Source organism: Methanobrevibacter sp. 87.7, assembly GCF_002208625.1.
GTDB lineage: Archaea > Methanobacteriota > Methanobacteria > Methanobacteriales > Methanobacteriaceae > Methanarmilla.
Genome location: NZ_MRCT01000024.1, coordinates 1 through 15,508, shown reverse-complemented (window position 1 = coordinate 15,508; position 15,508 = coordinate 1). Strand labels below are relative to the sequence as shown.

Below are 15,508 nucleotides of genomic sequence, written 5' to 3'. Positions count from 1 at the left end.
GTATTCTACTATCTTTATAGAATGCATTAGCATCAGAAATAAGATAAATTTTTTTATTTAAAATATATTTAATATAATTATAAAAATCTCTAGAATTAATAGATTTTAATTTAGGATTTATTTTAATTGAATTATCATATACTTCTCTTTTCATGTATATTAAAAAGAATTGTGCAAAATTTAATTCTAAATATTCTCCATCACAAAATAGGGGAATGTTAGTTATATTTTTAAAATGATTTGAAACAATTATATCACAACTTCTTCTTGTATCTATATAAGGTACATGAGCTCTAAAATTATTATTTCCTTTTAATCCAATTATTCTTGATAATAAAATTCCAGAATCTTCAAGTTTATTTGAATATTCTTCTAATATTTCAATTAATCCTTTTGTTATAATAACATCATTTTTAAGAAATATTATATCTTTATTATTTTTAAATGAATCAATTACTTTATTTATTCCAGATAAATTATCATAATTTATATTTTCATTAAAGAATTTAATTAATCCTTTAGTTTCTAGTGAATTTAAATAATCTTTAATTTCCTTATTACTTCCATTATATATTGTAGCAATATTAAGTTTTTCAAAGTTATTATATTCTAATAATGGCTTAAGACAATCTTCTATATTAGTTATTTCATTACCTAAAAAAATAACAATATTAATATCATCTTTTATTTTATTATATTTAACTTTGAAATTATTTGTATATTCAATTGTTAAATGTTTATTATTAATATTTACTATGTATCTTTTATGTGGTTTGAATAAATCATTTAAATCATATTTAACATTATCTGTTATTCTATTATGTGAATTTTTTGAAAAATAATTTGAAAGAATAACTGGAATTGAATATAATTTAAAATCATTATCAACTATTTTTAAAATAAAATCATAATCATTTAATCTTTTTAATTCTTCTCTAAATCCACCAAGTTTATCATAAACTTCTTTTTTATGTGTAAAACAATTTAAATCAATATAATTATGATTATATAAAAGTGATTTATTAAATGATCCATATCTTACTTCTTTAATTGGTGAAAAATAATTTTCAGCAATATATTGTCCACAATATAATGCTTTAGCATCAGGTAATTCAAGATATGCTCCTACCATAGTTTTAAGATATTCTTTTTTCCAAGTATTATCTGAATCTAAATAAAAAATATATTCTCCTTTAGCTAATTTTAAACCATCATTACGTGATTTACATACTCCTTTATTTTCTTTGTGTTTTATTAATTTAATTCTATTATCTTTATTACTTATATCTTCTATTAATTCAATTGTTCCATCACTACTTCCATCATCTATAATAATTAATTCAAGATTTTTATAAGTTTGTTTTAAAACGGATTTAATTGCATGTTTAACAATACCTACTCTATTATACACTGGCATTATAACTGAAACTAAAGGTTCATCAATATCATTTAAATTAGTTCTTAAATAACTTCCTATAATATTCATAAATGAGAAACAATCTTTATCAACTTTAGTAAAAGGTTTTTCAATTATTGGATTATAATAAGATCTTGATATCATTCCATCAAAATCATTATATAATGAATTTCTATTTAATTCCCATTTTAATTCTTTATTTTTTTTACTTAATTCATCATATGAATTTTTATAATATTTAAATTGATTACTTTTTGATAAGATTTTTTTACTAAACTTTTCTTTCATTAAAATTCACCTATAAACAGATTTAACATCCAATTTGATATAATGTAAATCCATAATTAGTTAATTTTTTACTGTAAATATTTCTTCCATCAAATATTATTTTTTTATTAAGTCTATTGTATATTTCATCAAAATCAGGATTTCTAAATTCTTTCCATTCTGTTATTAAAATTAAAGAATCTGAATCATTTAAAATATCATATTTATTATTAAAGAATTGAATAGAATCAAGATATTCATTACCAATTGCTTTTTTAAATTCTTCAGTAGCTTTAGGATCATATGCTTTGATTTTTCCACCTTTATTAATGATTTCACGTGCTACAACAATAGATGTTGCTTCTCTTACATCATCAGTTCCAGGTTTAAAAGCAAGACCCCAGATAGTAAATGTAAGTCCAGTTAAATCTTTACCAAAGTGTTTAAGAATTTTATTTACAATTACCATTTTTTGGCTTTTATTAACCTTTTCAACATCTTTTAAAATTCTTGGATGATAACCATTAGATTCTGCAGTATTAATTAAAGCTTGAACATCTTTTGGGAAACAACTTCCACCATATCCACAACCAGCATAAATAAAATCATAACCAATACGTTTATCACTACCAATACCTAAACGAATATTTCTTACATCAGCACCAACAACTTCACAAATATTAGCTATTTCATTCATAAATGAAATTTTAGTTGCAAGCATTGCATTTGCAACATATTTAGTCATTTCTGAACTTTTAATGTCCATTAAAATAAAACGATCATGATTAAATACAAATGAAGAATATAATTCTTTTAATGTTTCAAAAACTTCTGGTTTTTCTGCACCTAAAACAACTCTATCAGGGTGTAAGCAATCTTTTACAGCACTACCTTCTTTTAAAAATTCTGGATTAGATGCAATATCAATTTTAACATCTGAATTATTTTCTTTTAAAATATCTTCAATATGTTTTTTAACTTTAAACCCAGTTCCTACAGGTACAGTTGATTTAATAACTACTAAAGAGTCATGGTTAATATTATTTGCAATATCTTCTGCTGCTTGGAATATATAATCTAAATTAGCACTACCATCTTTAGACATAGGAGTACCAACAGCAATAAAAATAATGTTTGTATTATCTAATGCTTTTTTAAGATTAGTTGTAAAAATTAAATCTCCTTTTTCCTGATTATCTTTTACAATGGTATCTAAGTGAGGTTCATAAATAGGTAATATATTATTTTTAAGTCCTTCAATTTTTTCTTTAATAACATCTACACAATATACTTTATTTCCCATATTAGAAAAACAAGCACCAGTAACAAGACCAACATAACCAGTACCAATTACAGTTATATTCATTTATTATTCTCCGTTATATTTATTTAATTATTTGAAAATTATTAATTATTATATATATTAAAAATAGTTTTATAAAATTTAATTATTTAAAATTTATTATTTTCTAAAATTTATTTTTTATATTTCTTAATGGCTTAGTAATTTTCCAACTATTAGACGAAAGGATTTCTTCATGTTCTTTTTTTAGATTATTATATTTTTCTTTTAAGTTATTATTTTCTGTTTTTAATTTATTATCTTCTTTTTTCATTTTAGAAATTTTTTCTTTTAATACTTTTTCTTCATTATTATATAAACTATTTTTATTAAAAGGTAGCCATTCTATATGTAATTTAATAATTTCTCCATTTTTTACATCTTTTTTATAGATATATGGTTTGTCATGCCAAACTAATTGGTGTTTATTAAGTATAATTTCATTGTTTATTAAAAAATTTGTATAATCAATGTATATAGGGAAACGATTATTATTTTTATCTCTTCTATCTGGACCTTTTAAAATTATATTTATTACACCATTACCAATACATTTAAATTTTAAATTTAAACTATTTTTATCATTTTCAATTGTATATCCTATTCCAGTTTTATCTTTAAACCAGTTAGGCTCTTTTATATCTAAATTATCATTATTTTCAATAATTTCAATATGATTATTATTTCCTTTATTTTTAATATCTATTCTACAAGTATCATATACTTTTAAATCATTAATATTAATGTGATTATTTAGATTTTTATAGGATTTTGAAAAAATTACACTTTCAAATATATCTTTATTATTTAAATCTAAATAATTTATAATATCATTGAATTTAGAATCATTTAACATATTTAAAAAATCTTTCTTCATTTCTGTAAAAAATAAAGATCTGTATTCAATATCTATTTCTTTAAATCTATGATACACTATACTAATTTTTTTATTATATAAAATGTGTTTATTTTCGTTTTTAAATTGATCATGTTTAATGAATTCTTCTATAATCATATTATTGATTTTTATAGTATCTATAAAACTTTTATCTTTATTTGTTGTAATTGAATTTAAATGTATTCTTCTTATATAAAATTCTTTATCATAAAATGATATTCTTTTAGCATTAAATAATACAGTCCAATTAAAGACATTATCTTCAAAAATAAGTCCTTCAGGAAATTTAGCACCTGATTTTTTAATAAATTCACTATTATATATTTTATTAACTGCATTTACTGGAATTTCAAAAATTAAATTACCTAAATCTTTATAATTAAATACTTTATTTTCATAATCTTTAAGAGGAATTTTGTAATAGTCTTTATTATATTTTTTTTCAGTATTTTCATTTAATATTGATAATTTAAAAATTAAGAAATCTAATGATTTTTCTTCACAGATATTATATGTTTCTTCTAATGTATTAGGTTTTAACATATCATCAGAATCTATAAAATAGGTATATTTACCATTTACATGTTTTAATCCATAATTTCTAGCAGCACTTAATCCTTTATTTTCTTGTGAAAAAATTTTAATTCTATTATCTTTTTTTGTATATTCATTTAAAATATCTAAAGAATTATTTGTAGATCCGTCATTAATACATATAATTTCAATATCATTTAGTGTTTGATTAATGACACTATCTAAACATTCTTTAAGATAATATTCTTCCGTATTAAAAACTGGAATTATAACTGAAACTTTAATCAAAAATGACACCTACTTTTTATATTTATTCTTAAAACTTATAAGATATTATGTTTATATAATTATTTATTCTATTTAATTTATATGAAATTTTATTATTTTTAAATTTAAATTATAATTAAATAGTCTTTATTTTAAATCAAAATAATATTTTTTGATAAGTATATATTTAATCATATTTAAATATAATATTAAATATTTATTGTAAAAATTATTTATTTATATTATTTTAATTTTTATTTAAAAATTTTTCAGATTTTTTACATATAATATATTTTATTTTTAGGTAGATAAAAATGGTTAAAGTTTCAGTGGTAATACCAGTATATAATGTTGAAGATTTTTTAGGTGAATGTTTGGATAGTATTATAAATCAAACACTAAATGATATTGAAATAATCTGTGTTAATGATGGATCTAAAGATAAATCTTTAGAAATTTTAAATGAATATGCAAATAAAGATAATAGAATCACTGTTATATCTCAAAAAAATGGTGGACATGCTGCAGCAACTAACAGAGGTATGGAACTTGCAAAAGGTAAATATCTTTATTTAATGGATTCTGATGATATTTTAGATTTAACTGCTCTTGAAAAAACATATAATCTTGCTGAAGAAAAAAATGCTGATTTAGTAATATTTCAAGCAATTAATTATTATATGGATAAAGATGAGTATGTTAAAGCTGAAAATTATAGTATGAATGAATTAGCTGACTATGTAGGAGATAAAATATTTAATTATAAAGATATTAAAGATTTCCTCTTTAAAATTGCAGTTACTCCATGGTCTAAACTTTATAATAATGAATTTGTTAAAAAATCAGGTGCTAAATTCCCTGAAGGACTTATTTTTGATGATAATGTATTCTTTTTTGAAGTTTTATTTAATGCTGAAAGAATTGCTTTTTATAGAGAACACTTATTTAAAAGACGTTGGTATTCTTCTTCATCAACAACAGCAGGAGATAAACGTTTTGCTGATACTATAGAAATTAATAATTTGATTATTAAAGTATTTATTAAATATGGATTATTTGATGAATTTAAAGAATTTTTATTTAATAGAAAAATTAAAATAGTTTATATGAGATTTAAAAAAGTAAAAGATGAATTTAAACCTTATTTTTATGATAAAATGAAAGAAGATTTTGAATCTATGCTTAATGATGAGATATATGATGGATTTTTAGATTCTTTAAGTTTTAAAAATAGAACTATTTTTGAAAATGTTATAAATTCTTCATCTTGTGAAGAGTTTTTATCATCAATGGAAGTTTTTGATTTAAAAAATAAAATTAATAGTTTAATGGATGAAAATAAATATTTAAAAAAATTAAATAAAGAATTATTAGATTCAAATAGTTGGAAAATTACAAAGCCATTAAGAAAAATAAGAAATCGTAAATAAATATTTTTTTCTTATTTTAAATTGATTTTTTTAAATTTTATTTTTTAAAGACTTTTTTAGATAATATATAATTTAATAAGAATTTATTTTTTTTATTATTTTAAGTAAATTATATATTTATATGAATTTTTAAATATTATTTAGGTGTTTTTGTGGTTAGTATTTCAGTAATAATGCCAGTTTATAATGCTAGTGAATTTCTTGACATGTCTATTAATAGTTTAATTAGACAATCTTTTAATGATTTAGAACTTATATGTGTTGATGATGGGTCTACTGATAATTCTTTGGAAATTTTAGATAAATTTTCAAAAAAATATGATTTTATTAGAATAATTAAACAAGAAAATAGTGGTTCTGGTAAAGCTAGAAATAATGGTATAGATAATGCATCTGGGGATTATATTGCTTTTTTAGATGCTGATGATGTTTTTGTAGATAAAGATGCATTAAAAGTAATGTATAAACTTGCTATTGAAAATGATGCAGATATGGTTTGTGGAAATCTTAAAAGACTTAATGAAAAAAGAGAAATTATTGAAGATATGTATAAAAATAAAAATTATGCATACTTTGAAAAATATGGTTTTATTTCTCCTAAAGATTATGGAGTACCATGGGCATTTTATAAAAATATTTTTAAAAGAAGTTTTTTAAATGAATATAATATAAGATTTCCAGATTTGAAAAGAGGGCAAGATCCAGTATTTTTAGCAAATGTTTTAATACACACTGATAAAATTCCTGTAGCTCCAGTAACATTGTATGGATATAATTTTCATGCTGGTGGAGGACCAAATCTTAAAGTTAATACTTATAATAAAAAAAAGGATCATATTACTCATTTTAAACAAACATTTGATATTTTAGATAATAATGGGTTTGAATCAGTTAGTGAAAGATATAAAAAAAATTTCTTTGATTTTTTAAATAGTTCTAGAAATTTAAATGATTTAGAGTTGTATGATATTTTAATTGATATTTTTGGTTTTAACTCAAAATATTTTGAAAATTATAATAATGAATTTACCTATTTTAAAGTTTATCATTTATTAAATTTATTATTAGTTTTAAAATCTGATGAATCATTTGATGAAATTAAAGATAAGTTTTTATCAATGGATATTTCATCTAATAATCTTATTAAAAATGATTTAAAAGAAAAATATGATATTGTATGTAAATCAAGTAATTTAATAGATTGTAAATCCAGTTTATACTCATTTGAACTTAATAGGTTAAAAAATGAAAATATAAAATTAATCAATAAATGTAATAAATTAAAAAGATTAAATAATGAACTATTAAATTCTTCTAGTTGGAAAATTACTAAACCATTAAGAAGTTTTAAAAAATTTTTTAAAAAAAATTAGTTTTTTATAAAATAAAAAATACATTTTTATATTTTAAAAATAAATAATATATTAATATTATTTTATTTAATATGGAGGTATCTTATGACTGATACAGTTAGAGTATGGCGTCATATTCAACAAAGATATAATTTAATTGGTTCAAAATGTACTAATTGTGGTAGAGTTTTCTTCCCACCTAGAGTCATTTGTCCTGATTGTAGAAGAAAAGGTAATATTGAAGATATTAAATTTAGTGGTAAGGGAAAAATATATACCTATTCTATAGTAAGATCACCATCTTCTGATTTTAAAATGGAAGCACCTTATGCTGTAGCTATTATTGAATTAGAAGAAGGAGCAAAATTAACTGCTCAACTTGTTGATACTGACATTGATAATATAAACATTGGAGATCCTGTTGAAATGGTCTTTAGGAAAATTAGTGAAGACGGTCCTGATGGGGTTATTTCCTATGGTTATAAATTTAAAGTAGTTAAATAGATATTTAACTATTTTTTTATTATTAAATTTTATTTTTTAATATTTTTATTAAGTTATAATTTTTTTTTAATTTCAAGTACTACTTATTAATTTTGTGTAGAGGGATAATATTGCTTAATGATAAATTAAATCTTTTTAAGGTTAATTTAATTAAATCTAAAAAATATTGGTTAATTTATTTAGTATTTATTTTGATTTTTTCTTTGTCTTTTTTTAGTATGAAAAATTATATTCATCCTAAAATGGAAATTGCTGTAATATTTTTAGTTTCTATACTAGGTATATTTTTTATTAGTTTTTATCAGTATCATAATTCTGATAATGAAATATATAAAGTTGCATTTATTATTATTTTAACTTTTGGAATAATATGTTCTTTTTTAACACCTATTTGTTTTATACCTGATGGTGCAGAACATTTTGTTAGGTCTGAAATGACTTCTGAAGGTATTTTAGTTCCACATTATGAAAATGGTTCTTACATGACTATACAAACTACTTTAGATTTAATTAAAAATTCTAAAAATACTTTATCAACTAAATATGATAAAATTAATGGTTTTAAGGCTAATATATTTCAGACAGATGCTGATACTAAATCTATTAATTATACGCATGTTAAATATCCCTCTGCTTTTGCTCAAAATCCATTTTATGGTTATTTGGCTCAAGGATTTGGCATGTTTATAGCAAAATCATTAAATCTTAATGCAATTTGGTTATTATGGTTAGGTAGAATTTGTAATGTAATATTATATTCTGTGTTAATTGCTCTTGCAGTTAAAAAAACACCTATATTAAAGGTTCCGATGATTGTTTTTTCATGTATACCTTTAGCTATTTATCAATCTTCATCATTAAGTATTGATGCATTTATTAATGGTTTAGCAATATTAATGATTGCATATTTCTTTTGGATGTATAAAGCTCCAGATAGAAGTTTAGGTAAAAAAGAGTTGATTATATTTACAATAATTGGTTTATTATTAGGTTTAACTAAAATAACTTTATTTTTATTCATGTTATTAATTTTATGTTTACCTAAATCTAAATTTAAAGAGGATAAATATTATTACCTAAGTATATTGTGTATTATTTTCGTTGGAATACTTGGTTTAATTTGGATTAAATTTTATGCATCTTATGCATTTCAACATTCATTTAGACATAATTATTGGATTTTAAAGAATATTAATAATACAAGTCAGTTAAATTATGTTTTATCTCATAAATTTAATGCTTTAATAGGAATATTATCTATATTTACTAAATATTTGGATAATGATTTGCTTTTGTATGCTAATAATTTATTTATAAATAAAATAAATTCAGTATATCTTATGTTTATAGGTGCTATAATTTTATTATATCCTAGTGAAAAAATTGATTTAAAAAGTAAAATAAGTGTATTTATACTAATAGTCCTTATTTATGTTGGAACATATATTACATTTTTATTTACTTGGACTCCTATAGGACATTTAAATAACATAATTGGTGTTAAAGCAAGATATTTTTTACCTTTATTTGTTTTACTTCCATTTGTTTTTGGATTTAATCATATGGAAGGAGATAAATCATCAATTGATATGTATGCAATAGTGTTAACAATAAGTTTTTTAGCATTAATGCTTATTTCTTCAGCTATTAAATTCTATTAAATTAAAATTTTTTATTTTTTTTATTTTTACTATTTTTTATAAAAATTTATTAAATCTAAAAACATATCTTTTTTTATGGATAGAAAGAATATTTCAGATTATGGTGAGAAAGCACTAATTAAAAGAATCATTGAAAAATCTTCTAATTTTAATAATTTAGAAAATACTGAGTTTATATCTAGTATTGGAGATGATTGTTCAGTCATGAAATTTAATGGTAAATATTTAACTAGTACAAGTGATATGCTTATTCAATCATCACATTTTCCAGATTCTATGAGCTATTTTGACATGGGATTTAAAGCTGTAACTGTAAATATTAGTGATCTTGCTTCAATGGGTGCAGAACCTATTGGTTTTCTTCTTAATATAGCTATTCCAAAAGATTTAAACATTAAAGATTTTGATAGTATTATTGATGGTGTAGTATCTGCATGTAAATATTATAATATACCACTTATAGGTGGAGATACTAATCATTATAATGAGATTATAATTAGTGGAACTGCTTTTGGAACTTGTGAAAAAGAGCCTATGATGAAATATGGATTTAATATAGGTGATTTAGTTTGTTTAACTGGCAAAATTGGTCTTGCACCTCTTGGATTTGATTTATTATTAGGAAATTACAATATTAGTAAAGAACTAAATAAAGTAAATTCATTAAATATTACAGAGATTGATAAATGTGAAAATATATATGAATTAGCTATTTTTAAAGCATTAAAACCAGAAGCAAGAATAAATGAAGGTAAAATTTTACTTAATAATGGTATAAAAACTGGAACAGATATTACTGATGGTCTTGCAAGTGAATTTGAATCTATATTAAGTTCTGATAAAAAGTATTCTAAGTATTTAGATCTTAATAATTATAGTAAAGGAATTAGAATATATGAAGATATGCTTCCAGTAGATAAAGATTATATTAATTGTATAAAAAAATTAAATTTAAACTTATATAATTCTTTATTTCATGTAGGTGAAGATTTTGAATTATTATTTACAATTAATAAATCACAAGTAGATAAATTAAGTAAAAAATTAGATTTTTATATTATTGGTGAAATAACAGATAATAATACAGTTGAAATGATCCTTAAAAATGGTGAAGTTAAAACTATTTCAAGTAAAGGTTACAATCATTTTGATGCTAGTAGTTAAAATATTAAATATACTAATTTTGATTATATAGGCGTTTTTATGAGGGTAGAATCAATATTATATAATAAATTAGATGATAATAAAGTAAAATGTAATATATGTAATCATAGATGTGTTATACCTCAAAATCATAGTGGTTATTGTAATTTACGTGAAAATATAGATGGTATATTATATTTTAATAATTATGGTATTTTATCATTATTGAATATAGATCCTATTGAAAAGAAACCTCTTTATCATTTCTTACCATCTAGTTTAGCATATTCTGTTGGTGGTTTTTCCTGTAATATGTCTTGTTTAGCATGTCAGAACTACATGATTTCACAAGAATCATATAATAAAAATATAGCTATTGAGATTTCACCAGAAGATATTGTTAAAAATGCAATTAATCATAATTGTAGTTCAATTGCTTATACTTATAATGAACCTACTGTAAGTTTAGAATATGTTTTAGATATTGCATCTATTGCTTGTGAAAACAATATTAAAAATCTTTTTATAAGTAATGCTTATATGACAAGTGAAACACTTGAATATATACTACCATATATTGATGCATTTAATATTGATTTAAAGTTCATTGAAGATTCTCTTTATAAAAAAGTATGTAATGCTAAGATAGATAGAGTACTTGAAAATCTTAAAATTATTAATGAAAGTAATACACATCTTGAAATAACAAATTTACTTATAGATAATCTAAATGATTCTAAAGAGGATATAGAAAAACTTGTTAATTTTATTCTTAATGAACTTTCAAATGATATTCCACTACATTTTTCAAGATCTTTTCCATACTTTAAAATGATGGATATAGAACCAACTAAAAAATCTAGGATGATAAATAGTTATAATATTGCTAAAGATATGGGAATGGAATACGTTTATCTTGGAAATATTAATTTTAATCAAAATACTTATTGTCCAGAATGTGGTGAAATTTTAATAAAAAGAAATGGATATTTTACATCAGATTTAGGTAAAATTATTAATGGTAAATGTTCTTCTTGTGGTAAAAAACTTAATTTTGTTTTATGTTAAGAGTTTTTACTAATTTATTTAATAATTGTAATTTTTTCAAATAAATATTTGTTTTATGTTAAGAGTTTTTACTAATTTATTTAATAATTGTAATTTTTTCAAATAAATAATAATGTTTTATATACTTTTTAATAATTTTTTAAGTGATTTGTCTATTATAATAGAAAATTATTTAAATAATGTAATTTATATTAGCAATTGCAATATTATGAAAATAATTAAGAACTAAGTGGGTTTATTTTAATAAGCACTTGTCTTAAAAAATTATAAAGGAGAATTATTAATGTATAAAAAAATCATTGTACCAACTGATGGTTCTAAAAATTCAGAAAGAGAAATTGAAAAAGCTATTGGTTTATTAGAACCAAATGGTGAATTAGTTATTGTAACTGTTGCAGTAAAAGTAAAAGCTCATAGTTTACAAAGCCAAGGTTCTTTATCTAATATTAATGATTCATTAAAAGAAAGAGCTATTGAAATAGCAAATGAATTTGCTTCTAAAATTGATCCATCAATTAATGTTTCAATTGAAATTTCTAGTGGTAATCCTGCTGATGAAATTGTTAAAATTACTGATAAAGTTGGTGGAGGTTTAATTGTTATTGCAAGTGCAGGTGAAACAGGAATAAATAAATTTTTAATTGGTAGTGTTGCTAATAAAGTATTAAAAACAGCTAATTCTGATGTTTTATTAGTACAAAGCTAAATTTGTAGTAAACTCTTTACTACAAACTTTTTTAGTTTTATTTAGAAATAGATTTTTTTTTATTTTTATTTAATATATATTTAAAATTAATATAATTTTTATATATATATATATTTTAATTAAGTTTAAAATAGAATTTTTTAAGAAATTTTTAAAAATTAGTTTTCTTTACTTAAGATTTAGTTTTTAATTAGATTTAGTCTTTTTTTATTAGTTTTAAATTTTTTTTTAATTAACATTAATCTTTTTTTAAATTTAGATTTTTTATTTAAAATTAGTATATTTATTAAAACCACTAAAATTAAAAATTTAAAGTAGTTTTATTTATTTGTAAAACTTACTCTTTCAAATTTTTTAAGATTATTAATATCTTTAGTTGCATCTACCCCTATTTTTGTAGTAGTACCATCAGGTAATGCTTTAGGATCAAGTGAAGAACCTCTTGCATTGGTAACAATCATTAAATCTTCATCTCCTTTAACACGTGTAGCTATTGCATATTCAACATCTTCTGGGTTAAATAAATCAATATCTTCATCTACAACTACACAATGTTTTAATGATGGATGAGCGGATAATGCTGCCATTAATACATTTTTACCATCACCTTGTGTTTGTTTTTTAATTTGTACTACTGCATGTAACCAACAACATCCTCCTTCAGTTAATGCAACATTTTGTACTGTAGGAACTGTGTTTTTAACATGTTTATAAATTCTTGGTTCTTGTGGAAGACCTTGTAAAAGCTTATGTTCAAATCCAGCTGGTATAATTGCATGGTAATATGCTTTTTTCTTAAGATGCATTTTACTTAATTTAATAATTGGTTCTTCTCTAATAACATCATAAGTATCAGTTAAGTCTACAAATGGTCCTTCTTTTGAACGTTTATTATGTAATATTTTTCCTTCTAATATAATATCTGCTTCAGGAACTTTTAAATCTGATTCTTCACAGTTTAATAAAGTTAATTCTCCATTTTTAAATGCATTTGCAACTTCCATTTCATCTGCATCAATAGGAATTGAGCAGGTACTTGCAAGTAATATTGCAGGATCCATTCCAATACAGATAGTAATATCTAAATCTCTTCCTAATTCTTCAGCTCTTTGGAAGTATGTATAAAGGTTTCTTGGTACTAATCTTACACCTAAAGTATCACTATTTTTTACAAGCATTCTATGAATTGATGCATTTTGTACTCCTGTTTCAGGATCTCTTGCAAATATAACACCTGCTGTAATATATTTACCTCCATCTTCAGGGTAGTGTTTTAAAATAGGTATTTTATTTACATTAGCTTTATATGTTATATAATTATCTAAATTTTCATAGTTTTCAACTTTTATTGGATTATTAGTTGCTTCAATGATTTTATGTAATATTTCATCTTTTTCACAGTTAATTGAACGAGCAATTTTTTCTCTTGTATTACATATTCCAGATATAACTGGTATATGTGAGCCTTTAACATTTGTAAATAAAACTGTATCCTTTGGATATTTTTGGAGTATATTACAGATTTCATACTCAGTACTTACTTCATCATCAATTTCTATTAATTCTCTATAGCTATTTAATTTCATATAAATCACTTTTTAGTGGTTTTTTATAGATTTTCTAACTTATTTTTAAGTGGTTTTTTATAAGTTATAATTTAATAAGTTTTTTAAATTATAAGTTTGCAGTTTTATATTTAATTCTTTTTAAACTTTCTTCAATATCTTTATTACTAATACCTAATATTTCACCTGCTAATATAGCACAATTACGGCCATTATTAATACCAACACTTCCTACAGGTACTCCTGGTGGCATACTAACCATTGAAAGAAGGGAATCTTTTCCATTTAATTCTTTATCACATGGAACTCCAATAACTGGTTTTTCACTTAATCCAACAATAGAGCCACTTATTTGTGAAGATAATCCATTAATTGCAATAAATAATTTTACATTTTGCATTTTATAAATATATTCTTGGAATCTTTTAGGATGTCTAATTGGACTTACAACTTTTAAATCATAGCTTATTTTCATTCTATCAAGTAATGTAGATAATTTTTTAGCTATTGTAATATCAGAATGACTACCGGGAATTACTGCAATATCTGGACATTCTTCTTCTGATAATACTTCTACATCTGGAGTTCTATGATGGTATTCAATTTCTTCTAAATCGTCAGGAATAAAATCTTTTACAAGATATTTATAATCTAAATCTTTAATTATATCTTCTTGGCTATTGTAAACTTTATTTTTATAAGATAATCTAACATAATGAACATTTTCCCTTACTTTTTCATCATATGTTCCTATTATCTGTGCTGCAAGTATTGCAGCATTATCTCCTCTATCAATTCCTACTGTTGCAACAGGTGCTGGAAATGGCATTTGAATTGTAGAATATAATGCATCTAATCCATCTAATTTTGCTTCAACTGGTACTCCAATTACTGGTCTATATGTAAATGCTGTAATTACACCTGGAAGGTGTGCAGACATTCCAGCAATTCCAATAAATACCTCAATTCCGTTTTTAGTACCTTCCAAAACATCATGTTTTACTTTATCATAGGTTCTGTGGGCAGAAGATATCTTTAAACTGTATGAAATTTTCAATTCATCTAATTTATTCATACATTTTTCTGCTATTTTAATATCAGATCCACTACCTAATATTATCATTACTTTTGGATTATTCATTTTTTCACCTTAAAAATTAATGATTAAATAATTATTATATTATAAATATTTATTATTAAGACTTTTAATTATTTTCTTTTATTAGTAAAAAGCTAAATATTTTAAAAAAATTTAAATTTAAATTAAGATTTTCTTTAAGAATCTAATTTAAAGATAAAATCTTTTATAGAAATCATTTTTTATTATTTTCTAGGTAATTTTGAATATTAATTC

At 21.8% G+C, this 15,508-nt stretch carries 12 protein-coding genes; 7 read left to right on the top strand and 5 right to left on the bottom strand.

Going from position 1 to position 15,508, the window contains the following annotated elements:
* The 3 genes from BGI41_RS02200 to BGI41_RS02190 all read right to left on the bottom strand — a co-directional run.
* Positions 1–1,705, bottom strand: a 1,705-nt coding sequence (locus BGI41_RS02200) for a glycosyltransferase (RefSeq protein WP_088538614.1), incomplete at its 3' end; no start/stop codon positions are given.
* Positions 1,706–1,727: 22 nt separating this feature from the next.
* Complete coding sequence (locus BGI41_RS02195; RefSeq protein ID WP_088538613.1) at positions 1,728–3,050, bottom strand: UDP-glucose/GDP-mannose dehydrogenase family protein; 1,323 nt, start codon at positions 3,048–3,050, stop codon at positions 1,728–1,730.
* A 103-nt stretch (positions 3,051–3,153) separates the two neighbouring features.
* Positions 3,154–4,746 carry a glycosyltransferase gene (locus BGI41_RS02190; protein ID WP_304441962.1) on the bottom strand — a complete coding sequence of 531 codons (1,593 nt, stop codon included), beginning with the start codon at positions 4,744–4,746 and terminating at the stop codon, positions 3,154–3,156.
* 293 nt (positions 4,747–5,039) lie between these two features.
* Here BGI41_RS02190 and BGI41_RS02185 point away from each other — a divergent pair, with 293 nt between their 5' ends.
* The 7 genes from BGI41_RS02185 to BGI41_RS02155 all read left to right on the top strand — a co-directional run bounded on the left by BGI41_RS02185 (position 5,040) and on the right by BGI41_RS02155 (position 12,589).
* Positions 5,040–6,155 (top strand): glycosyltransferase family 2 protein, encoded by a 1,116-nt coding sequence (locus BGI41_RS02185; protein ID WP_088538611.1) that lies wholly within the window; start codon positions 5,040–5,042, stop codon positions 6,153–6,155.
* A gap of 152 nt (positions 6,156–6,307) precedes the next feature.
* Positions 6,308–7,528: a glycosyltransferase family 2 protein gene (locus BGI41_RS02180; RefSeq protein ID WP_088538610.1), complete on the top strand. Its 1,221-nt coding sequence runs from the start codon at positions 6,308–6,310 to the stop codon at positions 7,526–7,528.
* 84 nt (positions 7,529–7,612) lie between these two features.
* Positions 7,613–8,011, top strand: coding sequence for a Zn-ribbon domain-containing OB-fold protein (locus BGI41_RS02175; protein WP_088538609.1), 399 nt, complete (start codon positions 7,613–7,615; stop codon positions 8,009–8,011).
* A gap of 203 nt (positions 8,012–8,214) precedes the next feature.
* Positions 8,215–9,672 carry a DUF2142 domain-containing protein gene (locus BGI41_RS02170; RefSeq protein WP_143744765.1) on the top strand — a complete coding sequence of 486 codons (1,458 nt, stop codon included), beginning with the start codon at positions 8,215–8,217 and terminating at the stop codon, positions 9,670–9,672.
* Between the two features lie 75 nt (positions 9,673–9,747).
* A complete protein-coding gene (gene thiL, locus BGI41_RS02165) occupies positions 9,748–10,836 on the top strand; it encodes a thiamine-phosphate kinase (RefSeq protein WP_088538607.1) in 1,089 nt (362 codons plus the stop codon).
* A gap of 39 nt (positions 10,837–10,875) precedes the next feature.
* Entirely contained in the window at positions 10,876–11,883 is a 1,008-nt protein-coding gene (gene amrS / locus BGI41_RS02160; protein WP_088538606.1) for an AmmeMemoRadiSam system radical SAM enzyme, read from the top strand.
* 283 nt (positions 11,884–12,166) lie between these two features.
* Positions 12,167–12,589 carry a universal stress protein gene (locus BGI41_RS02155; RefSeq protein WP_088538605.1) on the top strand — a complete coding sequence of 141 codons (423 nt, stop codon included), beginning with the start codon at positions 12,167–12,169 and terminating at the stop codon, positions 12,587–12,589.
* A 320-nt stretch (positions 12,590–12,909) separates the two neighbouring features.
* Here the strand turns inward: BGI41_RS02155 and BGI41_RS02150 are convergent, their stop codons facing one another.
* Both BGI41_RS02150 and purE read right to left on the bottom strand, forming a co-directional pair.
* Positions 12,910–14,175, bottom strand: a complete 1,266-nt coding sequence (locus BGI41_RS02150) for a UbiD family decarboxylase (RefSeq protein WP_088538604.1) — start codon at positions 14,173–14,175, stop codon at positions 12,910–12,912.
* Positions 14,176–14,263: 88 nt separating this feature from the next.
* On the bottom strand, positions 14,264–15,295 hold the full coding sequence (gene purE / locus BGI41_RS02145) for a 5-(carboxyamino)imidazole ribonucleotide mutase (protein WP_088538603.1): 1,032 nt from the start codon (positions 15,293–15,295) through the stop codon (positions 14,264–14,266).
* Positions 15,296–15,508 lie beyond the last annotated feature (213 nt).